The 25,967-nt window shown below is 60.0% G+C and carries 21 protein-coding genes, 1 tRNA gene and 1 pseudogene; 11 read left to right on the top strand and 12 right to left on the bottom strand.

Going from position 1 to position 25,967, the window contains the following annotated elements:
• Nucleotide 1 precedes the first annotated feature (1 nt).
• The 3 genes from mutY (at nt 2) to DEH80_RS12480 (ending at nt 1,469) form a co-directional block, all read left to right on the top strand.
• Complete coding sequence (mutY, locus tag DEH80_RS12490; RefSeq protein WP_243412810.1) at nt 2-997, top strand: A/G-specific adenine glycosylase; 996 nt, start codon at nt 2-4, stop codon at nt 995-997.
• Nucleotides 994-1,269: an oxidative damage protection protein gene (locus DEH80_RS12485; RefSeq protein ID WP_109720840.1), complete on the top strand. Its 276-nt coding sequence runs from the start codon at nt 994-996 to the stop codon at nt 1,267-1,269. Before mutY ends, DEH80_RS12485 begins: the two co-directional genes overlap by 4 nt.
• 124 nt (nt 1,270-1,393) lie before the next feature.
• Nucleotides 1,394-1,469: transfer RNA gene (locus DEH80_RS12480), tRNA-Phe, on the top strand.
• 294 nt (nt 1,470-1,763) lie between these two features.
• Here DEH80_RS12480 and DEH80_RS17820 read toward each other — a convergent pair.
• The 8 genes and pseudogenes from DEH80_RS17820 to DEH80_RS12440 all read right to left on the bottom strand — a co-directional run.
• Nucleotides 1,764-2,147, bottom strand: a pseudogene (locus DEH80_RS17820) (restriction endonuclease); the annotation flags it as partial.
• Nucleotides 2,148-2,531: 384 nt separating this feature from the next.
• On the bottom strand, nt 2,532-4,196 hold the full coding sequence (choxAB, locus tag DEH80_RS12470) for a cholesterol oxidase (RefSeq protein ID WP_109720839.1): 1,665 nt from the start codon (nt 4,194-4,196) through the stop codon (nt 2,532-2,534).
• Between the two features lie 150 nt (nt 4,197-4,346).
• Entirely contained in the window at nt 4,347-5,726 is a 1,380-nt protein-coding gene (locus DEH80_RS12465; protein WP_109720838.1) for a cytochrome P450, read from the bottom strand.
• 17 nt (nt 5,727-5,743) lie between these two features.
• Nucleotides 5,744-6,064 (bottom strand): 2Fe-2S iron-sulfur cluster-binding protein, encoded by a 321-nt coding sequence (locus tag DEH80_RS12460; RefSeq protein WP_109720837.1) that lies wholly within the window; start codon nt 6,062-6,064, stop codon nt 5,744-5,746.
• 62 nt (nt 6,065-6,126) lie between these two features.
• Complete coding sequence (locus DEH80_RS12455) at nt 6,127-7,191, bottom strand: WD40/YVTN/BNR-like repeat-containing protein (protein WP_109720836.1); 1,065 nt, start codon at nt 7,189-7,191, stop codon at nt 6,127-6,129.
• A gap of 10 nt (nt 7,192-7,201) precedes the next feature.
• Nucleotides 7,202-9,685 (bottom strand): DUF1302 family protein, encoded by a 2,484-nt coding sequence (locus DEH80_RS12450; protein WP_207774592.1) that lies wholly within the window; start codon nt 9,683-9,685, stop codon nt 7,202-7,204.
• 98 nt (nt 9,686-9,783) lie between these two features.
• Complete coding sequence (locus DEH80_RS12445; RefSeq protein ID WP_109720835.1) at nt 9,784-11,154, bottom strand: DUF1329 domain-containing protein; 1,371 nt, start codon at nt 11,152-11,154, stop codon at nt 9,784-9,786.
• 71 nt (nt 11,155-11,225) lie between these two features.
• Nucleotides 11,226-13,832 (bottom strand): efflux RND transporter permease subunit, encoded by a 2,607-nt coding sequence (locus DEH80_RS12440; protein ID WP_207774591.1) that lies wholly within the window; start codon nt 13,830-13,832, stop codon nt 11,226-11,228.
• 274 nt (nt 13,833-14,106) lie between these two features.
• Between DEH80_RS12440 and DEH80_RS12435 the strand changes: the two genes are divergently transcribed.
• Nucleotides 14,107-15,126, top strand: a complete 1,020-nt coding sequence (locus DEH80_RS12435; RefSeq protein ID WP_207774590.1) for an AraC family transcriptional regulator — start codon at nt 14,107-14,109, stop codon at nt 15,124-15,126.
• A 301-nt stretch (nt 15,127-15,427) separates the two neighbouring features.
• On the opposite strand, the gene DEH80_RS12430 is transcribed toward DEH80_RS12435, so the two are convergent.
• From DEH80_RS12430 to DEH80_RS12415, 4 genes are all read right to left on the bottom strand, one after another.
• Nucleotides 15,428-16,660, bottom strand: a complete 1,233-nt coding sequence (locus DEH80_RS12430; protein WP_109720833.1) for an NAD(P)/FAD-dependent oxidoreductase — start codon at nt 16,658-16,660, stop codon at nt 15,428-15,430.
• Nucleotides 16,661-16,800: 140 nt separating this feature from the next.
• Nucleotides 16,801-18,423: a GMC family oxidoreductase gene (locus DEH80_RS12425; protein WP_109720832.1), complete on the bottom strand. Its 1,623-nt coding sequence runs from the start codon at nt 18,421-18,423 to the stop codon at nt 16,801-16,803.
• 18 nt (nt 18,424-18,441) lie between these two features.
• Complete coding sequence (locus DEH80_RS12420; protein ID WP_109720831.1) at nt 18,442-19,854, bottom strand: cytochrome P450; 1,413 nt, start codon at nt 19,852-19,854, stop codon at nt 18,442-18,444.
• 15 nt (nt 19,855-19,869) lie between these two features.
• Nucleotides 19,870-20,190 (bottom strand): 2Fe-2S iron-sulfur cluster-binding protein, encoded by a 321-nt coding sequence (locus DEH80_RS12415; protein WP_109720830.1) that lies wholly within the window; start codon nt 20,188-20,190, stop codon nt 19,870-19,872.
• Nucleotides 20,191-20,310: 120 nt separating this feature from the next.
• Between DEH80_RS12415 and cypR the strand changes: the two genes are divergently transcribed.
• From cypR to DEH80_RS12385, 7 genes are all read left to right on the top strand, one after another.
• Nucleotides 20,311-21,354 (top strand): transcriptional regulator CypR, encoded by a 1,044-nt coding sequence (gene cypR, locus DEH80_RS12410; RefSeq protein WP_109720829.1) that lies wholly within the window; start codon nt 20,311-20,313, stop codon nt 21,352-21,354.
• Nucleotides 21,355-21,378: 24 nt separating this feature from the next.
• Nucleotides 21,379-22,203 (top strand): transglutaminase-like domain-containing protein, encoded by an 825-nt coding sequence (locus DEH80_RS12405; protein WP_207774587.1) that lies wholly within the window; start codon nt 21,379-21,381, stop codon nt 22,201-22,203.
• A 41-nt stretch (nt 22,204-22,244) separates the two neighbouring features.
• Nucleotides 22,245-22,688 (top strand): PaaI family thioesterase, encoded by a 444-nt coding sequence (locus tag DEH80_RS12400; RefSeq protein ID WP_243412807.1) that lies wholly within the window; start codon nt 22,245-22,247, stop codon nt 22,686-22,688.
• Nucleotides 22,689-22,717: 29 nt separating this feature from the next.
• Complete coding sequence (locus DEH80_RS12395; RefSeq protein WP_243412806.1) at nt 22,718-23,176, top strand: PaaI family thioesterase; 459 nt, start codon at nt 22,718-22,720, stop codon at nt 23,174-23,176.
• On the top strand, nt 23,173-23,334 hold the full coding sequence (locus tag DEH80_RS17355; RefSeq protein WP_165831459.1) for a hypothetical protein: 162 nt from the start codon (nt 23,173-23,175) through the stop codon (nt 23,332-23,334). Before DEH80_RS12395 ends, DEH80_RS17355 begins: the two co-directional genes overlap by 4 nt.
• A gap of 94 nt (nt 23,335-23,428) precedes the next feature.
• Complete coding sequence (locus tag DEH80_RS12390; RefSeq protein WP_109720826.1) at nt 23,429-24,613, top strand: acyl-CoA dehydrogenase family protein; 1,185 nt, start codon at nt 23,429-23,431, stop codon at nt 24,611-24,613.
• A gap of 10 nt (nt 24,614-24,623) precedes the next feature.
• Nucleotides 24,624-25,508 carry an alpha/beta fold hydrolase gene (locus tag DEH80_RS12385; RefSeq protein ID WP_243412805.1) on the top strand — a complete coding sequence of 295 codons (885 nt, stop codon included), beginning with the start codon at nt 24,624-24,626 and terminating at the stop codon, nt 25,506-25,508.
• Nucleotides 25,509-25,967: the final 459 nt, after the last annotated feature.

Genomic DNA, 25,967 nt, shown 5'->3' with positions numbered 1-25,967 from the left:
ATTGCTCACATGGTTCGACGATCACGGCCGCAAACACCTGCCGTGGCAGCAGCCACGCACGCCGTACCGGGTCTGGGTCTCCGAGATCATGCTGCAGCAGACCCAAGTCACTGTAGTCGTCGATTACTTCACGCGCTTCATGACACGCTTTCCAAGCGTCGAGTCACTCGCCAGCGCACAGGTCGACGACGTGTTGTCGCTATGGGCGGGCCTCGGCTACTACGCTCGCGGCCGCAATCTTCATAAGGCGGCGCAGGTTCTGTGTGAACAGCACGCCGGCAAGCTCCCGGCGGATTTGGCGGGACTGGAAGCACTACCCGGCATCGGCCGGTCAACCGCCGGTGCCATTGTGTCCATGGGTTTCGACCAGCCGGCGCCCATCCTCGATGGCAACGTCAAACGCGTACTGGCGCGCCATGCGGGTATCGACGGCTGGCCGGGACGCAGTGCCGTCGCGCGCCAGCTTTGGGCGCTTGCTGAAGACCGGCTTCCCTCCGGACGCTTCGCCGACTACAGCCAGGCCTCCATGGACCTCGGCGCCACGGTTTGCACCCGTCATGCCCCCGCATGCCACGCATGCCCTCTGAACGCTGACTGCGTCGCGCATCGCAGCCACCGAACCCATGAACTCCCCGCTCCGAAGCCCAAGGCCAATCGCAAGCGGCGCCGCTCACAGCTGTGGTTGATTCGCAACGAGCAGGGGCACTACCTGCTGGAGCGCAGACCCCCCGTGGGCATCTGGGGGGGACTCTGGTCGCTGCCGGAAGCCGACGATGCCACGACCCCGCCGCTAGCGCTGGTGGAACCGCCGCGCCCCGGGCCGGTGCTCGTCCACGAACTGACCCATTTCACCTGGGAGCTGTGCCCGATGTCAGCGCTTGCCCGGGGTGCACAGGCCATCGCTGATGGCGACAATATGAGCTGGTACGCCCCCGACAACCTACCGGGCGTACCCGCGCCCATCCGCCGACTCATCGAAGAGGACCGTGCCCCATGACCCGTACCGTGCATTGCGCAAAACTCGATGCCGAGCTGCCCGCCCTGGACCGCCCCCCACTGCCTGGCGAGATCGGGCAACGGATTTACGACCAGATCTCCCGCGATGCCTGGGCGCAGTGGCTGTCACACCAGACCATGCTCATCAACGAATACCGGCTGCCATTGGCCGACCCCAAGGCACGCGACTTTCTGATGCAGGAAATGGAAAAGTTCTTCTTCGGGGGCGAACTGGCCGAAACCGGCTACACACCCCCGGCAGAAGACGGTTGATTTTTGAGGCGCTTACCGCTTTAATACGCCACCGCTGCGACGCTCGACCCAGCCTTTTGTCGACCGCAGCCCCGTTCGAACTGCGGATCACCAACCGGCCCGCTCGAACTCGCGTCAGCCTGATGGCCAAGTAGCTCAGTTGGTAGAGCAGTGGATTGAAAATCCTCGTGTCGGTGGTTCGATTCCGCCCTTGGCCACCATCTTTTTAGCCAGCCCCCTGCCCCTGATGTGGATTGGCACATAACTTTGCGCTCAGGAAGGGTTATACCTGAATAGGCAGATGAGCAAAGATATGCCTGAATTGAGCGAATTCGCCTAAGGAATTGGCGCGGTGCCTCGGCATTCTGGGCACCTTGTGCCCCCCAGAACTGGTTTTCCGCATTCGCACCACGCTTAGCGGTGCGCTTCACCATTTCAGCGCTGCACTTGGGGCAGGTCGGCAGTACTACGGCCGGCGCCGCAGTAGGACGTTTTACGGTGCCCACAATCTCGTTCGCGTCGACGATTTCGAAATTGCGCCCCTCGGCGAACTCCACCGCTGGCCTTGTGAATGGGCCTGCTGAGACGACGTATGCGCCGGTCGCGCCTTGGGCGGCCATCACGCCAAACAGTTCTCGGACGACGCCGACACTAATTTGGGTCGCTCGCCACTGCTTGCACTGGAGTAGAAAAGTCTCGCCATCCTTCTTGGCCACGGCATCGACCCCGCCATCGGCACCAGCGGCGGTGAGGGTGACGTGGTAATCCTTCTGCTCGAAATGGGCAGCAACTAGGCTCTCGAATTGCTTCCAGCTCAGGTTGAGCAGGGGCTCAGACTCGCCGCGTTGCTTAGTCCGCTCAAGCAGCGACGCACGCTTGCGGTTGGCGATCCAAGACATCAGTGCGGCCAACACCAACGCGGCGGGTGCCAGAAACCGCATGAACAAGCCTACGGTGCCAGCGAGTTGATACATCACTGTGTTTCCAAGCTGCCCAACGTCCGCCGCTGGCGGCGGTTCTATCTGGCTGAGAAGGTAAAATCCAAACCAAGCGAGAGCGAGTCAATCAAATTGCAGCAATGCATGTCGAAATGCTGACGTGACAATCAGCTCTTGGGTTGCGACCGAAAGCGGCGCGTGCTTTATTTCGAAGCCGGGCGGGATGCCAGGCAACGATCTGGCAAGAGCGTTGTCTGGAGTACGCCAAACCTGTGGCACACCGCGGGCTTAACGGTTTGGTTCAGCCAATCGTATGGATGCGAAACAAGGCGCGAGCGCACTGCTTTATGCCACCTCTCCTAGTTCACGCCCAAGCCGATCACTGCAGCCATGTTCACCCTTTGCCGGAATAAAGCTCATAGCCCGTTCGGCAAGTGCGGCAATCGTAAGCGACGGGTTAACGCCTAGATTGGCGCTCAGCATCGACCCGTCCACGACGTACAAATTCTGGTAGTTGAACACCCGATTCTGCGCGTCGATCACGCCTCGATCTGGTGACTCGGCCATTGCGCAACCGCCCATGCAATGGGCAGTCATTGGCACATTGAAAGCAATCTCGCTAATCGTCGACAGGCCTACTCCGCCGGTAGCCTTGGCGGCGTTTTCGGTAAAGGAGTTTGCCTCGGGTATAAAAGTCGGGATCCGATCGCCATGCGTGGTGAGCTTCTTGGTGAATGGGAAATACCAAGGCCGCTGCCAGCGCATGTTGATATGCCCGTCAATGGTCTGCATGACCAAGAAAATCACGGTCTCGCGCGACCACCGGTAAGGCAGGACTGCCCGGATGCCAGCGATCGGCCGCGTGACGATCAGTTTGAGCATGGCGATCAGCCAAGACACGATTCGCGTCGGCCCTGCCCGGCCACCCGTCAGCACGGTGAACAGTCCGCTCATCAGGTTCGAGCCAGCAGGATAGCGCACCGCCTCGATATGGGTGTGCTCGTCAATATAAATACCCGAACCGATTGCAATACCTCTGGACAGATCTTCCTCGGTACCGGGATAGCGTACGCCGAGTATCGACTCGGAATTGGTACGCACACGCTTGCCGAGGCTATCAGAAATATTGGGCAACGAGCCTCGATCCTTGAGATCGAACAGCAACGCCTGGGTGCCCAGCGATGAGGCGCTAAATATCACATTCTGCGATGTGATCGTACTGCGCTTGCCGAAAAAGCGGGCAAACGCCGGGACCGTGGTGATCTCGTAGCCGTCGCTGCCATCTGCCTTGTCGTTCAGCGGTTTGACGTCCACAACCCTCGTCTCAGCAAGCACCTCGGCCCCGCGCTTCTCGGCCAGATAAAGGTAATTCTTGTCCAGCGTGTTCTTGGCATCATGCCGACACCCCACCATGCAGGCACCACAGCCAATACAGGATCTGCGGGACGGGCCGTCGCCGCCGAAGTAAGGATCGGGATATTCTGCGCCTGGTTCATCACCATCATCGCCGAAGAATACGCCGACATTGGTGTAGTAAAAACTGTCCTCGACACCGGCGGCCTTGGCCATGTCCAGCAGCTTGGCGTCGCTTGCGGCTGGGCGCTTGTTTTCGGTCACCCCCAGCATTCGCTGCGCCTCGGCGTAGTGCTCGGGCATCTGCCCTTGCCAGTCATCCAGCCCGGCCCAATTGCCATCGCGCCACACTGAATCCGGCGGCACCAACAGGGTCTGGGCATACGTGATCGAACCGCCGCCGACCGCATTGCCATGCAGAATCATGACGTGCCGGAACAGGCGCAGGCTCAGAAATCCCTTCATCGCCAGGAACGGCATCCACAGGTAGTCCCAGAACCTCCAGTTGGTCTTGGGCAGCTTGTCGGGCGTCCAGCGCCGCCCCTGTTCCAGCACGGCTACTTTGTAGCCCTTTTCGGTCAGCCGGCAGGCCGACACGCTGCCGCCAAAGCCAGACCCGATGATGACGTAGTCATAGTCGTGGTTCGAATTGCTCATGAGTGTGCCTTCTCAGCGTGCGCGGTCCAACGAAATTGAGGTTGCTACCTAGCCTGGACGGCAGTCGCTCCCATGCTGGCAATGACAAAGGCGATTGGCGAATAACCGTTGGCGGCAAATTTCAGCCCGATGCCTCAGGCTGGCACACCCCTATTTGGAACCCAACTTGACCATCATTTTCGAGTAACCACGAACGAAGTTCGATTGCACGCGTTCGGGCTCAGCAGTCACTTCAATCGTGTCGAAACGCTGCAAGAGTTCCTCCCACAGAATCTTCAACTGCAGTTCGGCAAGGCGGTTTCCCATGCACCGATGCACGCCGAAGCCGAAAGACAGGTGATTGCGTGCGCCTTTGCGGTCGATGATCAGGTCATCTGGCTGCTCGATCGCGCGCTCGTCACGATTGCCCGATGCGTACCACATCACCACCTTGTCACCCTTGCGTATCAACTGGCCATTGAGCTCAACATCCTGCTTGGCAACTCGCCGCATGTAAGCCAGTGGCGTTTGCCAGCGAATCACTTCGGACACCATGTTGGGTATCAAGTCCGGGTTGGCCTTCAACTTCGCAAACTCGTCCGGAAACTGGTTCAGTGCATACACACCGCCACTCATGGAGTTTCGCGTGGTGTCGTTGCCGCCCACGATTAGCAAGGCCAGGTTCCCAAGAAACTCCATCGGCCGGTCGATCAGGTCCTTGGTGTCGTCGTTGCTCAGCATGAGACTGATCAGATCAAAGCCTGGCTGTTCCCCTGCGGCCAACCTGGCTTCCTTGTCGCGCCAGAGCAACGAGAACTGTTTGGCCATGTCGGACATGCCTTCGAACAGCAGGTCGGTATCGGTTTCTCCCCCAGTGATTTCTGCGCCCCCACCGGCCAGGTCGGACCAATACACCAGTTGCCGACGCTGCTCGTAGGGAAAATCGAGCAAGGTCGCCAACATGCGTGCGGTCAATTCGATGGAAACATTGTTGACCCAATCGAATGGCTCATCGACCGGGAGGTTGTCGAGCACATCCTGAGTCCGTTCACGAATCAGCGCCTCCATCTCCTTGAGATTCTTGGGTGCCACAACACCCTGTACAGCGCGACGTTGCTGATCGTGCTTGGGCGGGTCCATGGCGATGAACATTTCGATGGTCAGCTCGTCAGGGGGTTCGCCTAGGACAATGAACGGCTCCGCCGAAAACAGTTCGTGGTGCTTGTCCACGAACTGGATGTCCTCGTAGCGTGTGACCGACCAGAACGGACCAAAAGGACTGTTCCTCTGGTAGTGAACGGGCGCTTCATCACGCAGACGCTTGAAATAAGAACGCCACTTGTCCTGCCGGAACAGGAACGGATTGCTGACATCGATGTCCTCAAGGGCCAGCGTTGACACATCTGGCACGGGCTCTTCAACGAAAGCCGGAAACTCGGGCGTATTGAACACCTTGGTCCTAGCCTTGTAGAATAGATGTGCACCCTTGATCTGCAGGTGCATCGGCACCACACGGGCGACCGTATTCATTGTGCGTGTATGGATGTTCATGATTGTGCCTCCACTGGCTACATCTGGAATTCGGGCAGTCGAACGATCAGGCCGTCCATCGCCTCTGTCACTTCAACCTGGCACCCCAAGCGAGATGTTTTGCAACGCTCCGGCGTCATGTCGAGTAGTTGCAGTTCATCGCTGCCAGGCTCGCCGAGTCGGCCAAGCCACTCGTCCGACACGATGAGGTGGCAGGTTCCACATGCGCATGCCCCACCGCAGTCGCCGTCAATGCCGGGCACCGCGTTGTTGACGGCTGTATCCATCAGCGTCGAACCAACCACGAGTTCCACCTCGTGTTCAGTGTTGTCGTGCTCGATATAAGTGATTTTTCCCATTGGTTCTCTCCTAGGTCCGTGAGTTCTCGCTTCGCAAACCGCGTGAATGGTTCAGCGAATTTTCATCGCCAGTAGCGGACACCCGCGTCACCAACTGTCAACAACCCACTCCCGAGCGGAAGGGCTCGTACAAAAGCCCCCAGTTCTCGATCTACATCGTCGGACAGCACTAATACATAGGGTGGGCCTGAGGGCTCGGCAGGTGGAATGCCCGCCTTGGCCTTGTCCAGCGTCAACTGTTTGAGTGTGCGGCCATCGAGCACTTGTAGCGTGCCATTGAGCGCCGCAACGGCGTATCGCTGATCGCCCAGCGGGGTGAGACCGAATATGGACTGCTTGGCGGCATTGTCGATGCGCGCCCACTCCCCGCTTGTGACATCGCGCGTGACGAAGAGATTACCGCGCAGTCCGCCGATCACGGCACCGCGGTCACCCAGCGGGGCCGCTGCAAACAAGGAGCTGTCATAAGGAGAATCCACGGCAGACCATGTGGCCGCGGCGTCTGTGGAAATAGCCAAAGTCCCGAATTCTCCAACCACCAGAACGGCTCCATTCCCCAAGCGCGTCAGGTCGTTGAAGTGAAAGCCTTCTTCGGTCAGTGCGTTCTCGGACCTGATCCAGGTCACGCCTCCGTCGCTGGTACTGAACATCGCACCGTAGGTTCCAACGGCGATGCCATTGGATGCGTCGAAAAACATCACGTCGAGCAGTGCTGATGCGCCCGGGTTGAATTGCTGGACGACCCATTGCTCGCCCCCGTCGGTCGTGTGCAGGATGACCCCATCGTGCCCGACAACCCAGCCCCGAAGCGGGTCCACGAATTCCACCGCGGTGAGCAACACGTTCACCGGGACCTTCGCTTGATGCCAGTCACGTGCATTGTCCGAGCGCAGGATGTGGCCGCGCCAGCCGACAGCCACGTACTGGTCACCGGTTTTCACGATATCCGTCAACAACGTGCTGACGGACTTGACTGCGGTTTCAGCTGGTGCGGTTCCCTCCGGCACACTGGCATGGGTGGCCGAGCCGATCACGGCCGCCCCGATCAGACCGGCTCGACATTGCAGCGCGAGCCACCCAAGGGACGTTTGTGGGGCTATTTTCAATGTGAATTCTCCTCGAATCATGGCCGACAGATCAGAACTGGTACTTGAGGAACAAGCCGAGATTGTCACGGTCCTGGTACAGGTTGTTTTCGCCGGCACCGAAGAATGCGTTGTAGGCAATCGTCGCTGAGTAGCGTCGGCGGTATGTGGCCTCGAGCAGCAGGTTGAAAGTCTTGCGTCCTTGGACAAAATTGCCGGCCGGCCCGGGAGCGTTGCCTTGGATGTCGTGCTGCCAGATGAACAATGGTTGCAATGCCACACCGGGGACCAAGCTTTCATAGCGAAGCCGCCCCACCACGCGATATCCCCACGAGAATGCGTCGGCGAAGGCATTGCGCGGCGCCTGAAAGGGATTGAAGCGCAAGCCATCCGGGCCGACACTGCAACTGGGGTTGCCAGCACAGGCCAGCCGCGATCCGTCGGCCCCACTGCCGTTCGCACCCGCACTGGCATGCGTGGTCGCGGTTAACGGGCCTTCGATCTGCAGTTGGTCGAAGTCGGGCATGTTCAACACATGCGTGGCGGCCAACTCGTACAGCAGAATCACCTGGTCTGCAAAGATCCAGTTCTCCGATGCACCCAGCACACGCGTCGCGCCGAGGTTGTATTGCGCCACCTTGCCGGGGATCCAGCCCTGGATGTAGCTGTTTGGCGCATTCTCGCCAACGGTTCCACCTCGAAACGTGGTTATGAAGTTGGGGAAAGACCGCGCAGAACCGGGCGCGGCACCGACCAACAAGTTTACGGTGTCCGGGTACGGGTTGTTGCCTTGGGCATCGACATGGTCATTGCCGTCATACACAACGTAGTTCCCCGCCTCATCAAAGCCCAGCCCGGCCTGCGCCCCGGCGCAACCCAAGCTTTCGTCGTGGCATCGCGTCAGGGTCGGCCCGAAGGCCGCGAACGCCAAGTCGATCAGAGCCACCTGCAACGGCACGTTCGGGCGATACGACACTTCGCCCTGGAACGCGTACTCGCCAAACGTCGTGTTGAAATCAAGGCCGAACATCCGAATGTCTTCCGGGTACTCGACCTGGACTGCCGATGAATCCAGGGGAAGCGCATCCGAGAGCGGTTGCGAGGGATCACCGACCAGGCCCGATACCAGCCCGAGGAGGTCCCCACCCAAGTCGGCAGCAATGCCCGGCCGTTGAGCGATCAAGGCAACAGCGTCCGTCAGCAATTGCGAGCGCCCTGGCTCGAAGGCCACCGGCAGGTTGGGACAGAGACCCAGAAATTCCGTGGTGTTGGTGGCATTGGCACCAGCCGCGTTGCCCTCGGCCCGCGCACAGGATGCATCGGTGGCATAGAAGCTCACGTAGGGCAGCTTGGAGTGATAGTTCATGAAGTAGGCACCAAACTCAGTCCCGTTGTTGATCCCTTCGGCGAAGTACTTAAACGCAATGCCGTACTGGCCGCTGTCTCGCGCATCCACATCCGGGCGGCGGTCGATGTTGAGCGTGGTTGGCGTGATTTGTGCCAATGGACTGTTGAGCAGCGTACCCACGTTGTCCGGGTCGTCCGCGGACCCTCCGAACGAGATATGCACGGTGTCTCGCAAATTGTCGGTCCCGATGTCGACAAATGACATGTAGCTGCCTGGTGTCGGAATCTCGATGGGCTCCCATTCATACTGGTAGTACACCTCGACCCCGAGGTCGCCGAAATTCGTCGCGCCGCGAACCATGCCCACCGGCACGAACAGCTCCTCAAGCAGGCCGAATCCCAGCCGGTACAGGCTGTTGGCGTTGACCGGCTGCGCCTGATTGACACTGTTGATGACGGCGACTGTGCTCTGCCCCCAGTTCACGGTCTGCTTGCCCACGCGAAACACGTACTCACGATCTCCGATGACCGGGAAAGCAAAGAAATTGGCGTCCAGCAGGTCATAGCGCAGCCCGATTTCCTTGGCCTCTGCCTTGTCACGAATCAGGGTGGTTGGCTCACCCGGACCGAAGGTTTGCTCGGCGTACCGATTGCCGGTGGTCGGCTGATCAGTAATACCGACACGATCGACATTCTCTGCTGTAATCAGGTTGGCGCGCGTCTCTTCGAAGTCCTCGTAATTGACGTAGTCGTATATGCCGATGCCACGAAAGAAGAAGCCGTACTGTCCGCCGCCAAATTCGATCTTGACGTCCTGAGACAACTTCAGTGGCGCCTGTGTGATATCGCCCTTGTCGTAGTTGAGGTTGCCGTCATCGAAGTTCAGCGATGCCATGCCAGGCGCGTTTGCCAGTCGTTCCGACGGAAAATTCTGCGTCCGGTGCAAGCCCTGACAGCTCTGAAACTGTGCTGTGCACAGGTCCGGATTCAGTGCTGACTTGCCGACCAGAAAGTCATCTCGCTCCTCGATGCGCCAGGCAGCGCCGAAAGTAACGGTGTTGTTCAGTACGCCGTAGAAATTCTCGCCAAGCAGATCGAAGTCGAACTCGATTGCCGCTGCATTGCTTGACCAGCCAATCAGGCCAACCACCATGCAGGCTGTTGCGCGGATGCGATTCGGAATATTCATGGGTTGCTCTCCTCCCCGAAATGCACGGACATCGTTCTAGTTTTGTCGGGCAATGGCCGGTGCCTGGGCTCAGGCACCGACCTCGCCATCTGGCGCTGCTACTTCGAAGCCTTGCGCTGAATCGTTCGCGGCTCGAAGGTGTTGTCCGTGAGCCGCACAGTGCCGTCATAGGGCTCGTCCTCATTGATCATTGCTGTCACGAAGTAACGCCCTGAATTGAGGTGGTAGATGGTCTCTACGTGCGTGGTGACCGACAGATTGTTGAAATACGGGACCAGGTGTCCTTCCTGGAACTGCGTCAACTTGCCCTCGTGGTCATAGTTGTCGATCGCCACCAAATTCCAGCTGTCTTCGTCGAAGTACATGACGCGTTTGCTGAAGGTGTGGCGCTGGTCTTCCTTGTTGTTGGCCTCGACCACCCAGACGCGATGCAACTCGTAACGCGGCAGTTCGGGGTTGACGTGGTTGGGCGACGCGATGTCGTCGTACGTGGTGGGGGGCGTGGCAATCTTGTAGCTGTTGTAGGGGACGTACATTTCCGCCTTGCCCTTGAGCTTCCAGGTGAAGCGCTCGAGCACACCGTTGTACATATCAACCTGGTCGTAAAACTGGTGACCATCGGTGCCCTCGTAGGGGTTGTCACAGCACACTGCCGGCGCCCGACGGATCCGCTTCAGTGCGGGTGCATACAGCCAGGCCGAACGCCCTTCCGTGCCGAAGCCGGCTTTTTCATGCACCAGGATGTAGGTGCCGGCGATCCGTGGCGGCGACAGGGTCTCGGACAGGTAGCGCAGAAAATCCGTACCCGGCTTGAGCTCAGGTGGACTGTCCATGTCGGTGTTGGCGTAGTAGAACAAGACGTCCTCGACAATCTTGGTCAAGCCGAACGACCCGTCCTGCTGGACGATCATCTGGTTGTTGAAGCGCCTGATGACATTGCCACGCCATTTCACCCGATGATTCCATACGGGCTCGGCACCCGTCTGTGGAATCGGAAACGGAAATCCGAGATAGGCTCCCTTTGGGTTGTCCACGCCTTCCAGCGAGGCCCGGGTCGCGTTCTTGATCGTCGCCTCCTTGATCTCGTCCGGAAAATTGACCTTTCGGTGCGATGGATAAACCATCATCTTGTAGCTGTCGGGGAAGCGCCTCAGCAGTTCCTTGTGCCCATCCGAAAGCTTGTTGGCATGTTCCGAGAGGTTGGCCGCAGTAATCGTGAACATCGGCTTTTCATCGGCGATGGACGGGTCTTGCGGAAACCAGCCCTTGAGCTCTCCGGCCTGCTCAGCCGGAGTCCATTCCGGAATCGTGCCGGCCTCGTTGCCTGCCCGAACGGCGCCCACCGGCGTCAACTCTTTGCCAAGCTTTGCGGCCTCTTCGGCTGATACGCCTGCGCTGGCAGGCATGCCAGCGGCAGCCAGAACTGCGCCTGCCACGCAGGCCACGGTGTATTTGTGGATCATGGTCATGCTTTTCTCCTCATCGTTCTAGTGGATTCGTTTGCGCGCCTCGAGGCGCATTAGGCACTGATGGATACTGCTCATTGGGTCGCCGCTACAGCTGCCGCACCCTCGTCAGCCGAGCGGGCCTTCGGGCGCAGCAAAAATGCCGCAAACGCGGGCAACAGCAGCGCCGCTGCAAATGCGTTGGCGATGAACATCATCGTGAGCAAGATGCCCATATCGACTTGAAACTGGAGTTCCGAGAACATCCACGTGCACACAGTCGCGGCGAGCGTGGCGGCAGTGAAAATCACGGCCTTGCCGGTCTGGTGCAGCGTGTCGGCATAGGCTTCGCGCAGCCGCATGCCCTTCTCGATCACGTTCTCTTCCAGAATGCTGTAGATGTAGATGCCGTAGTCCACACCAATGCCCGCGGCGAACGCCGCCACGGCGAGATTAGAAAACTTCACGCCGATCTCGAGCCAGACCATGACCGCGTAGGACACCACGTGGACCAAAGCCAATGGCACGAGTACACAGACCAGGCCGGCCAAGCTGCGGAAGGACAGAAACACACAGAGACCGATTCCGAGGAACAACCAAATCAGCACCGTGGCCTCGGTGTCCTCGATCACGTCATTGACGGCAGCCATGACGCCGACATTGCCTGTAGCCAACTTGAATTTGACCGGCGCATCAGGCGGCAGCTCCGCCATGAATGCTTCGATGCTCTCGATGATGTGGTCGATGGTTTCAGCCTTGTGGTCTTGCGTGAAAACCAACACGGGAATGGCGCTGCAATCCTTGTTCAACAAGCCGGTTGAACTGGGAAACGGCTGAACCGTAACGACCAGTGCAGCGCTGTCTCGCGGCAGCGCGTTGAGCTTGGGGTTGCTCTCCACATAACTGTTGAATACTTGCCGTTGCAGCTTGGGCAGCGACAGCGTGGACTGCACGCCATCGGTATTGGCCATGCGCCATCCGAAGCGGTCGATCAGCGAAATGATGTCGTGTTCGATGCAGCCATCTGCCGTGCCTTCGCCGACAACCTTGAGCACATCCACACCGATCGAAAAGTCATTGACGATCTGGGCGGAATCAACGTTATAGCGCGACGTGGGGCGCAACTCCGGTACGCCGTCATGCAACTCACCGATCTTCAGATCCTGCGCGACATACAGACCACCTGCCCACAAGGCCGCACCGGCCAGCAGCACAATCGCCGCGACCGGACGGTCCGTGATCTTGGCCAGCTTGTGCCAAACTGGGTCGAGAACGCGGTCCCGTCGGTGTTGGTGTTCGCGGAACTTGCCCGGGTTTTTGAGGTGCGCGAAGGTCAGCAGGCACGGCAGCAGCACTTTCTTGCACAAAATGATGGCGACCAGCCCGAACATGGCGTTGAGCGCCATTTCGCGAATGATGTCGATGGGAATGAGCAACAAGGTGCCAAAGCCCACGAGATTGGTGGCCAGCGCCGAGATGCCTGGAATCACGAGGCGCCTATAGGTCGCGACAGCCGCGTCAAAAGCCCCCAGGCCGTTGTCTGCCGATTCCAGTAGCCAGAAATTGGTGATTTGAATGCCGTGCGATGTGCTGATTGCCAGCACGATGAACGGCATCAGCACGGCAAAGGGGTCCAGCCCGTACCCAAACAGGTGCAGCAGCCCGAGCTCCCAAACCACCGCAAGTATTCCGCAAGCCGTTGGCAACAGCGCCACTTTCAGCGACCCGCAGTAGTAGGCCAGCAACAGAAAAACCAGGAACACGGTCAGGCCGAAGAACGAGAACACCTCGATGGCGCTATCAGCAATGTCGCCAACCGCCTTGGCAAAGCCGATGATGTGAACATCGACATTCGGGTTGTAATCCGGATTATCGAGCTCGACAACTTCCAGCGCGCCGCCTTTCACGGTGCGATCGACCGTCCCGCCATCCGCACCGGTGATCTCGTACTCGAAGTCCTCGAACCGGAACATCAAACCGCGCGGATCGTGATATCGCGTGGCGACCACATGCCCGGCAGGCAGGCCATCGCGTGGCTCGATCAAACGCAACTCGAACTTGGTTTGACGAGTAAATCGCCGGCGCACCTCTTCGAGCCGGTGCGCGGTGTCCACATAGTCGAGCCGTTCGCCCGTAACCGGGTGCCGCTCGAGCAACTCCCCATAAACCATGGCCGCATCGTGGTTGTTACCAACGAGGCGACCGACAATGCCGGCTTTTTCGACATTCGCGCGAACCCGCTGCAGAGATTCCTGCGTGGGCCTGAAGTCTGCCGGCACAACATTGCCACCGCGAAAGCCGCCCTCTACGACTTCCAGATAACGGACGTTGGGCGTGAACAGCGAGCTCACGCGAGAGCGATCCATGCCTGGCATGTAGAACACCGCAGTCGTCAGAGTGCGCAACGACGCCATGAATTCGGGCGTGTATATGTCCGCTTCCGGGCCGGTTTGCCGCAGTGCCACCAGCGTGACATTTGCGCCACCAAACTCCTGCTCGTACTTCTTGTAGATCTTGATGTAATCGTGCTCGAGCGGAATTTGCTTCTCGAAGCCCGCGTCGATGCGCAACTGGGCAGCCTGCCAGGCAAGCAGAACCGTCAGCACCCCCATTACCCCCAAAGTCAGCCAGCGTTTGCTGAAAATCAACGGCTCCGTCAGCCGGATGAATAGCTGGGCAAACGCACTGCGTGAATCGTGCACACGGCCTCCTCGTTGTTATGACCAACTACCGAAACGCCCCGTCACAATTGCCAATGCGCATGCGCCAAGCGTTCGGGTGTTGGTCTCCTCCCGCAGCCACCGACACGGCATGGCTGCGACCTTATGTGATGCAGATTGGACTACCTGGCCGCACCGTTCTTGTGATGTAATGCCAAGGTCTTGTGAATTCTGGCCAGTTCGGCCCACACGCCTAGGCTTCGATGCGACTCGGGAACACAGTGATCACAGGTTTTTGTGGATGAGCGGACAAGTAATGCAGGTTCCACTGCGGTACTACTTGCGCTTGGCGGACCTGTTGGTTGGCGAGGGCATCGACATTGCCTTGGTGCTCACCGAGGCCGGCATCCCAGACGAGCTGCTGACAACGCCGGATGCGATGATTCCGTTCGAGCAAGTCGACCGAGTGCTGGTCGAGTTGAGCGAACGAACCGGACGAAGCGAGCTTGGCGCCGAGTTGGGCCGCCTCTTGACCGTGGGGTCACACAGCATTGTCGGTTTCGGCATGCTCAGCAGCGCCACTCTGGCCGAATCACTGCGCTTTGTTGGTCGTTACTTCAGGTTGGTTATGCCCAGCTTCCAGCTGCGCTACCTGTATCACCCGTCAGGCTCGGTGCTTCATTTCACACCAGTTTGCGCCATGAGCAATCATTGCTTGAACTTTCATCTTGAAACCATCGCGATGGCGGCCTATCACGAGCTCAACGACCTCTCTGACCAGCAGGTCATTCCTCATCGCATCAGTATGTCGATGCCCCGGCCGGCGCATGCTGCATGGTACGAGCAGTATCGACGCACCGATTTTCACTTCGGAGTAGAGGGGCCACCCGGCGTGCGCTTGTCATACGATCATGACTTCGCCAACTTGCCACTGACCATGGCCGACACCAACTCCCTGAAAGTTGCCGAGGCCAGATGTCAGGCACAGGTGGCGGAGTTCGCGCGAATCGGGCAATTCGCCGACTGGGTGTCAATGACCATGCGTGAAGTCAGCGACCGCCTTCCGACGATGGAGGAACTGGCCAACATGTTGAACATCTCCACGCGCACGCTGAATCGCTACTTGAAGCGAGAGGGTACGAGTTTCAGAGCTTTGCACAGCTCCATCCAACATGCTGTCGCCAAGGAACGCCTGAGCACAGGTTGCCGGAGCGTATCATCGGTTGCCTACTCTTTGGGGTACAGCGATCCAGCCAATTTTTCGCACGCGTTCCGACGTCTTGAGGGCATGTCTCCGCGCCAGTATCAACGCGACTGTCTCGAGTCGCAAAGTTAAGGAAACACTGATCTATTCGCGCGAACCGCGTTCGAGTCCCAAGAGCTTCGCCTGCAAGGCGTCCGGCGCAGCCGTGCGAATAGATCAGTGTTTCCTTAAGAGCACGGGACCATCACGTACCGCAGCACCGTTGCACCCAACAAGAACCTGAGCCTTGTCCCCGCGCATCCCCAGCCAAGCTGCACCCGTCATGCTGCCAGCTCGATGGACGCGACCCTGCTCTGATTAACGGGTAGTGCCCGGACCTCTCCTGTCATGACGCGGAGGGGCACCAAGTTTCTGCAGGGAATCTGTGTCTGCTTCAGATCAAGGACTTCAATTCTATTTCCGGATCACGCAAGGCATGCGCATCGACCTTCCTGCGCTGGTAGACGAGTTTCTTGCCCACCATGAAAGCTACGGGCAGATTGACCGCGTCCACGGCGATAAGATGGCCCTCGCGCAGATAGAACACGGCGAATGTCTCGTCCCCGGGCTTGCCGCGAACGACCCGCTCATCATGCGCTTGGGACAAGCCCACCATCTGCAGGCGCACGTCATACTGATTGGACCAGAACCAGGGTGCGGCATCGTAGGGCTTGTCCTGCCCCATCAAGGTCGCCGCCGCGGTACGGGCTTGATCGACCGCGTTGGCGACTGACTCCATCCGCTGCGTTTGTTCAAAGAAAAGATTTCTGTGGCGGGTGCAATCTCCGATTGCAAGGATGTCGGGATCGCCAGTGCGCGTATATTCGTCCACGAGAATACCGTCGTCACATGGCAGGCCGGCGGCTTCGGCCAGCGCGGTTTCCGGTGTAATGCCGACTGAGACGAGCACAAGATCGGCCGGGACCGTCGTGCCGTCGGCCAGTGTGACGCCGGCCACGTAACCGTGGTCACCGGCCTCGAAGCCGGTGACCGCCGTACCCAGGCGCACCTCCACTCCCGCAGCTCGGTGCTTGGCACAAAAGAACGCAGAGATCTCCGGGCCTGTGACGCGTTGCATGAGCCGCTCGGCAGCTTCCAGCACCGTGACCTTGAGGCCAGACTTGACGGCGGTGGCGGCCACCTCCAGGCCGATATAGCCGCCGCCGACGATGACCAGACGTTTGCCCGTGACGAATTGTTCACGAAGGGCATCCGAGTCCGCCATGTCGTGCAGATAATGAAGGCCTTTCAAGTCGGCCCCTGGCGCGTTCAGCCGTCGAACTCGAGACCCGGTGGCCAGGACGAGTTGGCCGTATTTCAGCGTGCTCTGGTCCGACAGCGTGATGGTCTTGTCGTCCCGGTCAATGTGCCCGGCGCGCTCCCCGAGCCGCAGCTGGTAGCCCGCATCGTCGAACACTGAACGCGACTTCATGTACAGCGACTCCTGATCAACATCTCCCGCCAGATAGGTCTTGGACAGCGGCGGTCGCTGGTAGGGCGGATGGGGCTCCTCGCCCACCAGAACCACCGCCTGTTGATAGTTCTTTTGCAGCAAGGTGGTCATGAGCGCGCCTGCCGCGTGCCCGCCTCCAATGATGACAGTCACATCCTTTTCAGTGTTCGCCATAGTCTCTCTGTTTTTGTCGTTTGAAATCGGAAGTTTGGTCCGTGAGATGCCAATTGGAACGAGTGCGGGGCCAGGTTGCGTAGTGTGGAGCCGCCAACCGCCCCGCGCGACGCCACACACGGGGCTCAGCCACTACCGGCCTACGCATCCTCCAGCAGCATCGCCGCGCCCTTCTCTCCAATCATGGTCGTCGGCTGATTGGTGTTGCCTCCGATCAGTGTGGGCATGATGGAGGCATCGACCACCCGCAGGTGTTGCAGGCCATGCACGCGTAGACGCGGATCGACCACCGCCATCGGATCGACGCCCATCTTGCACGTGCCGACCGGGTGATACGCCGACTCCCCGCTGCGCCGCGCCCAGTCCGCAAGGTCGTCGTCGCTCTGCAGCTTCGGCCCCGGAGAAATTTCGACTTCATGGTGCGGGGAGAAAGCCGACTGCGCCAGGATGTTGCGCACCAGGCGTACCCCGCGTACGAGTCGCTCAACGTCGGCAGCCTCAGCCATGTAGTTCGGATCGATCAGCGGCGGCGCGAACGGATCTGCGCTGTGCAGGCCGACGCGGCCACGCGACGATGGCCGGAGTCCGTAGATCATCACCGCATAGCCGTAGCCGCTCATGGCGGTCTTCAGGTCCCGCCCGTGATCGGCGTACAGCATGGGTGCGAAGTGCAGTTGCAGGTCGGGTATCGGCTCGTCCGGCCTGGAGCGAATGAATCCGCCGGCTTCGGCGCCATTGCTCGACAGCACACCGCGGCGGCCGATCAGGTACTGCAGCAGCGCCCACAGGGCCTTGGGCCAGTAGCTCGGATGCAACGAGATGCTCTGGCGGCTGCGTGCTTTGACACGCACGAACACGTCGATATGGTCTTGGAGATTCTGCCCCACACCTTCCAGTGCATGACGCAGCTTGATGCCGTGCCGGGCCAGTTCCTCGCGCGGGCCGACCCCGGACAGCATCAATAGCTGCGGCGTGTTGAACGCGCCGCCGCAGAGCACAACTTCGCGCGCGGCACGAACCTGCGTCAGCCCTTTCCGGCCCTGATATTCGACCCCGATAGCACGGGTACCTTCGAGCAGCACGCGGGTAACCTGCGCGCAGCTGCGGACAGTCAGATTGGAACGTCGTGCTGCGGGTTCGAGATAGGCGCGCGCATTGCTACAGCGCGCGCCGTCCTTCTGGTACGCGTAGTAAAAACCCACGCCTTCCTGCTCATGACCGTTGAAATCCGGATTGCGTCGGTACCCCGCCTGCGCCGCCGCGCCGACGAATGCCGTGCTCAACGGATTGGTATAGCGCCTCTCGGCCACATTGAGTGGGCCGCCCCAACCATGGAATGCCGTGTCATACAGGGCAACCTTCGGTTCGAAATGTTCTGACCTGCGGAAATACGGCAGCACGTCGGCGTATGACCAACCATCGCAACCCAGCCGTGCCCATTCGTTGTAATCCCAAGCATGGCCGCGGATATATACCTGCGCGTTCATACCGCTGGAACCGCCTAGCATCTTGCCCCGCGGCTGGAACAACGCACGGTCGTGCATGTGACGCTGCGCTTCGGTATTGAACTGCCAGTTGAAGCGGCGGCTGAACATCAGCTGCAGAAAGCCCAGCGGCATGTTCACGAATGGATTACGGCGGCTCTCCGGGCCGGCTTCGAGCAGCAACACCGAATGGCGGCCGCTCTCGGACAGGCGATTGGCCACAACGCATCCGGCCGAGCCGCCGCCGACCACCACATAATCGAATTGTTCAGATGCCATGCTGAATGAAACCGCGCCTCAAGCGTTGGGCGTCAGCTTGACCATCAGCTTGGAATAGCCGCGCACGAAGTTCGACTGCACCCGCTCGGGCTCGCCCACAACTTCGATGCTGTCGAAGCGCTTGAGCAGTTCTTCCCACAGGATGCGCAACTGCAATTCGGCCAGACGGTTACCCATGCAACGGTGGATGCCATAGCCAAACGAAATATGGTTGCGCGCGTTCTTACGGTCGATGATCAGATCATCAGGGTTGTCAAATTTGCGTTCATCCCGGTTGCCCGAGGCGTACCACATCAATACGCGATCACCTTTCTTGATGGTCTGGCCGCGCAGTTCAACGTCTTGCGTGGCTACGCGGCGCATATTCGCCAGCGGGGTCTGCCAGCGGATGATTTCCGAGACCATGTTGGGAATCAGCCCCGGGTTGGCCTTCAGCTTGGCGAATTCCTCGGGAAACTGATTCAGGGCGAGCACGCCGCCGCTCATTGAGTTCCGCGTGGTGTCATTGCCGCCAACGATTAGCAGCGCCAGATTGCCGATGAATTCCATCGGACGATTGATCATGTCCTTGGTCTCGTCGCTGCTCTGCAACAAGCTGATCAGATCAAAGCCAGGCGCTTCACCGGCTGCACGTCGTGCCTCCTTGTCGCGCCATAGCTGGGAAAAAGACCACGCCATGTCAGCGGCGGCGTCAAACATGTTCTCCTCATCGTCGAACTCGCCTCCGGTCGCTGCTGTGGTGCCGGCCAAACGATCCGACCAGTCGACCAGCTTGTGACGCTCGTCGTAAGGGAAATCCAGCAGCGTGGCCAGCATGCGACCCGTCAACTCCTTCGATACCGTCGGCACCCAATTGAAGGCCTCGTGCAGCGGCAGACTGTCGAGCACTTCACCGGTGCGCTGACGGATGAGCCCCTCCATTTCCTTCAGATTCTGCGGTGCCACCACACCTTGGACCGAACGGCGCTGCACATCGTGCTTGGGTGGGTCCATCGCAATGAACATCTCCACGGGCATCCCTTCCGGGAAGTCGCCCAGCACGATGAGCGGCTCGGAGGAAAACAGCTCGTGATGCTTGTCCACGAACAGAATGTCCTCGTAGCGCGTGATCGACCAGAACGGGCCAAAGGGGCTATCTTTCTGGTAATGCACCGGTGCCTCGTCACGCAGCCGCTTGAAATAGGCGCCCCACTGATCCTGCCGGTACAAGAAGGGGTTGCTGGTGTCGATGTCCTCGAGCGCTAGTGTTTTGACATCGGGAGCGGGCGCTTCCTGAAAGTGAACGGGAGGGCGCCGCGGGCCGATAACCGTCTTCTTTGCCCGCACCAGCATCTTGAGTGTCCGGATCTGCAGGTGCATCGGCACCACTCTGGATGTGGCGTTGACCAGCTTGGTCTGGACTACATCACTTGTCCGCAATTCTGTTGACATTGTGTCCTCCAATATCTACATCTGAAATTCGGGCAGACGAACGCTCATGCCATCCATCGCCTCGGTGGTTTGAACCTGGCAGCCCAAACGCGAGGTTTTTGCCAACTCCGGGGTCATGGACAGCATCTGTTGTTCCTCATCACCCGGCGCGCCGGTCTTGTCGTACCACGCGTCGGCAACGATGACGTGGCAGGTGCCACAAGCACATTCCCCCCCACAGTCCGCATCAATACCGGGAATCATGTGATCCACAGCGATTTGCATCAGTGAGGCGCCAGCCTTGAATTCCACGACATGTTCGGTGTCGTCGTGCTCAACAAAGGTCATTTTGCCCATTGCACTTTTCCTGTCGTTTTTAACTGCAACTCATAGTGACTGTATGCCCACCCTCCAGGGAGGACATTTGTTGACAATACGGGGGCATTTAAAGACACTCAAAGTCAGCAATGGGAGCTTATGAACATGACCAGACAAGTGGCTGGCTTGCAAAACTCCGAGGCCGACATCCCGTCGAATTACTCACGGCTGATCGCCCGTGAACTGGGGCTGACCGCGCGACAACTACCTAAACTGTTGCACGGCACCAGCGTTGGCACTCAACAATTCCTGAATGATGACAGCCTGCTTACGCCAACCCAGCAGGTTCAGATTTTGCGCAACGCACTGACGCTGTCCGGCCAGCCGGACTTCGGTTTGCGCCTGGGTGAGCGCCTGACACCGGCCACACACGGCGCGATGGGGTTTGCCGTTTGCAGCAGCCCTGACTTGCTCACCGCCCTCCACGCGTTTCATAAATTCTTGCCCACGCGCGCGAGCTTCATCCACTTGCGCTTGCAACAGACGGAAGATCACATGGAGTGCTTGTTGGATTTCCAGGTGCCGATGGATGAGGACGTTGCGCGTTGCTTGGCGGATACGGCGGTTAAGGCATTTTTTGCAACCGGCGAATTCATCGCCGGCCGGCCCTTGGATGAGGCCGAAGCCTATTTTGCCCATCCGGCGCCGGTTTACCGAGCCAACTACCCGGCGTATTTGCCCGGCCGCATTTACTTTGGCTGCGATCAGTTGAAACTAAGATTTCCCATGGCGTTGTGCAGGCTGCCGAACGTCTCTGCCAACAGTGAAAACTACGGACTGGCCTTGCAGCAGTGCGAGTCCATGCTCGCTCGTCTGCAGAGCCGTGAACCGGACTACCAGACCCGGCTCAAGAAAATGATGCTGTCTCATCCACCAGGCACGCTCAGTGAAGAAGAAGCGGCAGCCGCCCTGTTCATGAGCAAACGCACCCTTGCGCGCAAGCTCAAACAGGAAAACAGCGGCTTTCGAAAAATTCGCGAGGAGATTCTGTCCCGCCAGGCAGCAGACTATCTGCGCGACAGCCCAATGTCCGTCGAAGCCATTGCGGCGCTGATGAACTACCACGACACCGCAAGTTTCAGGCGTGCCTTCAAGCGCTGGTTCGCTGTTCCGCCCGAACAGTATCGACGAAATTCAGGCTAGTCACCGCCCCTCAAAACGAGGGCTGTGTCTTCAAATGCCCCCGTGTTGTCAATAAATGTCCTCGCCGGCTTCGCGCCGCCCACCTACTGTGACGGCTTTGGAATGGCATTTTTCGGCGGTCGTCTCCGCCCGGTCGCGGGTGCCGACGCTATGAAGCAAAAGAACATTTACATGAATGCAGACACCCGCGAGTACCTGGCACCCGGCGATTTTGTTGATAGCGAGCACCCCGACATTCAGGACTTCGCCAGCAACCGCGCCGGGGAAGGCAATGACCGGCAGCGCGCCATCCGCCTTTACTATGCGATCCGGGACGAAATCCGCTACGACCCCTACGCATTCTCGCTGGAGCCTGACAGGTTGCGCGCCAGCACAACGCTGGCTGCTGGCCGCGGCTATTGCGTACCCAAGGCTGTGTTGCTGGCGGCCTGCGCCCGGGCTGCGGGCATACCCGCTCGCATCGGCTTTGCGGATGTGAAAAACCACTTGGCCAGCCAACGCCTGCTGGCATTGATGCAGACAGACATTTTCTATTATCACGGCTATACCGAGTTGTGGCTGGGCGGCTGCTGGATCAAGGCCACCCCGGCGTTCAACATCGGACTGTGCGAACGCTTTGGCGTCAAGGCACTGGAATTCGATGGCCGCGAGCATGCGCTGATGCACGAGTTCGACACCGCCGGGCGCCGCCACATGCAGTATCTGACCGATCACGGCTCGCGCGACGATCTTCCCTACGCCGAACTGGCTGCTGCTTATCAAAAACATTACCCGCGTCTGCTGGCTGCGCCCGATGCACTGAGCGGCGACATGGCAGCAGAGATGGAACAGGACAGGGCTCAGGGCTGATGGCCGGGACAGACGGCGTGGCGGGCCATGATCCTGTCGCTGTGGCGCGGCAGTTTGGCGAGCAGGTGCCCCACAGCCGCGATCTCGGGATGCAGGTACTGACGATGGAAGCAGATCAAGTCCGCATGCGACTGGTGCCGGGGCCTGATTTGCACGCCGACGATGCAGCCGACGAGCTCTGTTCCAGCGTACTGTTTTCACTGGTGGACTCGGCCTGCGGGTTGGCGGTATTCGCCGCGATACAGGAGTTGACACCCATAGCCACGCTGGATTTGCGCATGGATTACCTCCGGCCGGCGGGTAGAGAACGTGCCCTGATGGCCTCTGCCCGCTGTCATCACTGGTCCGATGACGTTGCGTTCGTTCGCTGCCAGGTATTTTCCGAGGGACTGGATGGGCCGGTGGCTATCGGTAATGCCACCTTCATGCGCGCTACCCAAGGCAGGCATTTCGAGTCGAAGGCTTCGCAGGGCAATGCGGCATGAGCGAGGCAGCCGGCCCAGTGTCATCAAGGATGCCCGCCCAAGATGTGCACGGCGATACGCGGGCCACTTGGCAGAGCTTGCTGGAGCGCATTCCTTACGCGCGGCACCTTGGGCTCGAAGTCCAGCGGAACGACACCGCCATTGAAGTCCATTTGCCTTATCGCGATGCGTTGATCGGCAACATCATGCTGCCGGCCCTGCATGGCGGCGTGATCGGTGGGTTGATCGAGATCACGGCGCGCGTCGCCGCGCAAAGTCGCGACGCACAGGCTCGCAGCCCGCGCATCCTCGATTGCAACGTGGACTACCTGCGTTCCGCGCGGGCGCGATCCACCTACGCCGCCGCCGAAATCGTCCGCCAGGGACGGCGCACAACGTTGGTCCACGTTACCTGCTGGCAGCATCGAGCTCAATCACCTGTCGCCCATGGGCGGGTGCAACTGCTGTTCGATGCCGCGCCCAGCGGTATGTCCAAGGATGAACAATGACGCCAGATCGCAATACGCCGGTACTGGTCGGTGCCGGCCAGATCACCGCGCCCGAGCCTGACGGCCGCGCTGTGGTCAGTGGCGTGGGCTGGAACTTTGGCAAACATTCACTGTGGCTCTCCACAGCTGGGCCGTTTCAGACCTGCTCAAAGCCGTGAACGACGAGGAATCGCTGAACTACACCTCCCAATTGCGCAGCAACGTTCAGCGCAACCTGGTCATCCCAGAACGATGACACGAGGAAAATAGACAATGAGTGCAGCAGCCGAAATTGAATTCGCTCAGGCCAGCGTGGCCGAGCGCATGCGTGACGTCCGCGAGGCCACCCGCAGCGTGAGCGAGGGCTTTAGCCGGGCATACATGCGCGAGTGCATCGATAACCACCGCTTCCCGCAGGAAGCCTGGGAAGCGCTGGGCGAATACGGCCTGCTTGGCATCACCATCCCCGACGAACTGGGCGGCAGCGGCGGTGGCCAGGTGGAACTCGTTGCGCTGATGGAAACCCTGGCCGAGGCCGGACTGGTGCTGCCCATGCTGCTCCTGACCGGCTTCGCGCGCGTGCCGATCATCCGCCAGGGCACGCCCTCGCAGATCGAGCGCTTCGTCAAACCGACCATCAGCGGCGCGGAAAAACTGTGCTTCGCCATTACCGAGCCGGATGCCGGCACCAACAGTTTCGCGATGTCCTCGCTGGCGGCACAGGATGGGGACGGCTACCGGCTGACCGGCCGCAAGGTGTTTATCTCCGGCGCGGCGGACGCCGACCGCATGCTGGTGGTCGCCCGCACGCAAAAGGCGGGCGAGGTCGAGCGCCGCACCGAGGGCATGTCACTGTTCGTGGTGGATACCGACGCGCCCGGCGTGGAACTGCAGCCCCTGAATATCGACGTCGGCTGGCCGGAGCGTCAGTACCTGGTGTTTTTCGATGAGGTCAAACTTGAAGCGGACCGCCTGATCGGCCAGCCGGGACAGGGCCTGGCCGGCATGTTCGAGGCCCTGAACTCGGAACGCCTGCTGGTGACCGCCATGTCCGTGGGCCTGGGCAACTACGCGCTGAAAAAGGCCGTGGCCTACGCCAACGAGCGCAAACCCTTCGGCGTACCCATCGGCAGCTACCAGGCCCTGCAGCATCGCCTGGCCGAGGCCAAGGCCGAACTTGAGGCCGCGCGGCTGATGATGATTCAGGCCGCCGCGACCTTCGATGCGGGCGGCAATGCCGGCGCCCACGCCAACATGGCCAAATTGCTGGGCTCGCGCGCCGCGGTCAAGGCCGTCGAGGCCGCGCTGCAAACCCACGGCGGCTACGGGTTCGACCGGGACTACGACATCATCACGCTATGGCCCTCCGCCCGGCTGATGGAGATTGCGCCCATAAACAACGAAATGCTGCTCAACTACATCGGCGAACATGTCCTCGGCCTGCCCAAATCCTACTGAGACGCCCCGCGTGATCGAGCGCGACGGATTCACCGCCCCAGACGGCCAGGACATCGCCCTGTGGCGCTGGCCGCATACGCCAGGGCGTCCCACCCTGCACTGGGCGCATGCGACGGGCTTCCATGGCCGCCTTTATCAACCGCTGCTCGACGAGTTGGCGCGCGATTGCAACGTGCTGGCCTGGGACATGCGCGGCCACGGCGCCAGCGCCGGGGCGGCGGACATGGCGACATTCCGCGGCTGGGAAACCTACTACCAGGACCTCACCGCCTGGCTACAGAGCCTGGATGAGCCGGTTTGGCTGGCCGGCCATTCCATCGGCGCCACCACCAGCATCATGGCCGCGGCCCGGCGGCCGGAGATGGTGCGGGGCCTGATTCTGGCGGAACCCGTAATCCTGGATCGCTGGCAGGGCTGGCAGTTGTGGCTGGCCAAACTGCTGCGCCGGTCCGACCGGTTTGCGCTGGCAGCCGGTGCCGCACGCCGGCGCCGGGAGTTCGACTCGCATGCCGCAGCCCTTGACAATTTCCGTGGCCGCGGCGGCTTCAAGACCTGGCCCGAAGCCTGGCTTGAAGCCTACGTCCAGCATGGCCTCGTGCAGAGTGGGGACCGTGTTCGCCTGGCCTGCCCGCCCGAATGGGAGAGCACCACCTTTGCCCATACCGAACATAATCCCTGGCCCGGCATCCGTCGGCTGCAGTGCCCGGTGATCGTGTTGGCTGCTGATCGCGCATCAACCTTCTCGCACCGGGCACGCCAACGCCTGCGCACCGTGCTACCGATGGCACAGGTGAGCGCCCTGGCCGGGACGACCCATTTCCTGCCCATGGAGCAACCGGACGCGGTCAGCAACGCGGTAAGGCATGCCACCTCACCCAAATGCCATCAGATGTAATCCCCGATGCAATCATTGCTATGGGCAGCATCCGTATTCGACTACTTTGAGACAGTGGAGCTGGTCTCGATCACCAAGCGTTGGCCATTGGAGGATTGAATCGCCACTGCCGTCGGCATGACCAGCAATCAAGGCCCGATATCGACCCGACGCAATGGTGGCATCAACTTTGTTACGCCAAGGCGGCTCGCGTCAACTTGTGAACACGATCACCATCGCCTTTTCGCTGCCCGCGACGACTGCTGAAGCAATACGCACGTTGATCATCCTGGTTGCCATCAGCACTACAGCGCAAATGATTATCAGCACAGTGAACCGCCCCGGGAATCCCGGAGGCTCATAGGTTTGAGTCAGGCGGCCATCGCCTGACCCTCAATCTGTGAATAGTAAGCCGCTTCGCGCTCGATCGGCGGGACATTGCCGATCGATTCCATGATGCGGCGGTTGTTGAACCAGTCG

Source organism: Abyssibacter profundi, from assembly GCF_003151135.1.
Classification (GTDB): domain Bacteria; phylum Pseudomonadota; class Gammaproteobacteria; order Nevskiales; family OUC007; genus Abyssibacter; species Abyssibacter profundi.
Note: the sequence above shows the minus strand (reverse complement) of the source record. Positions and strands in the feature narration are given on the sequence as shown.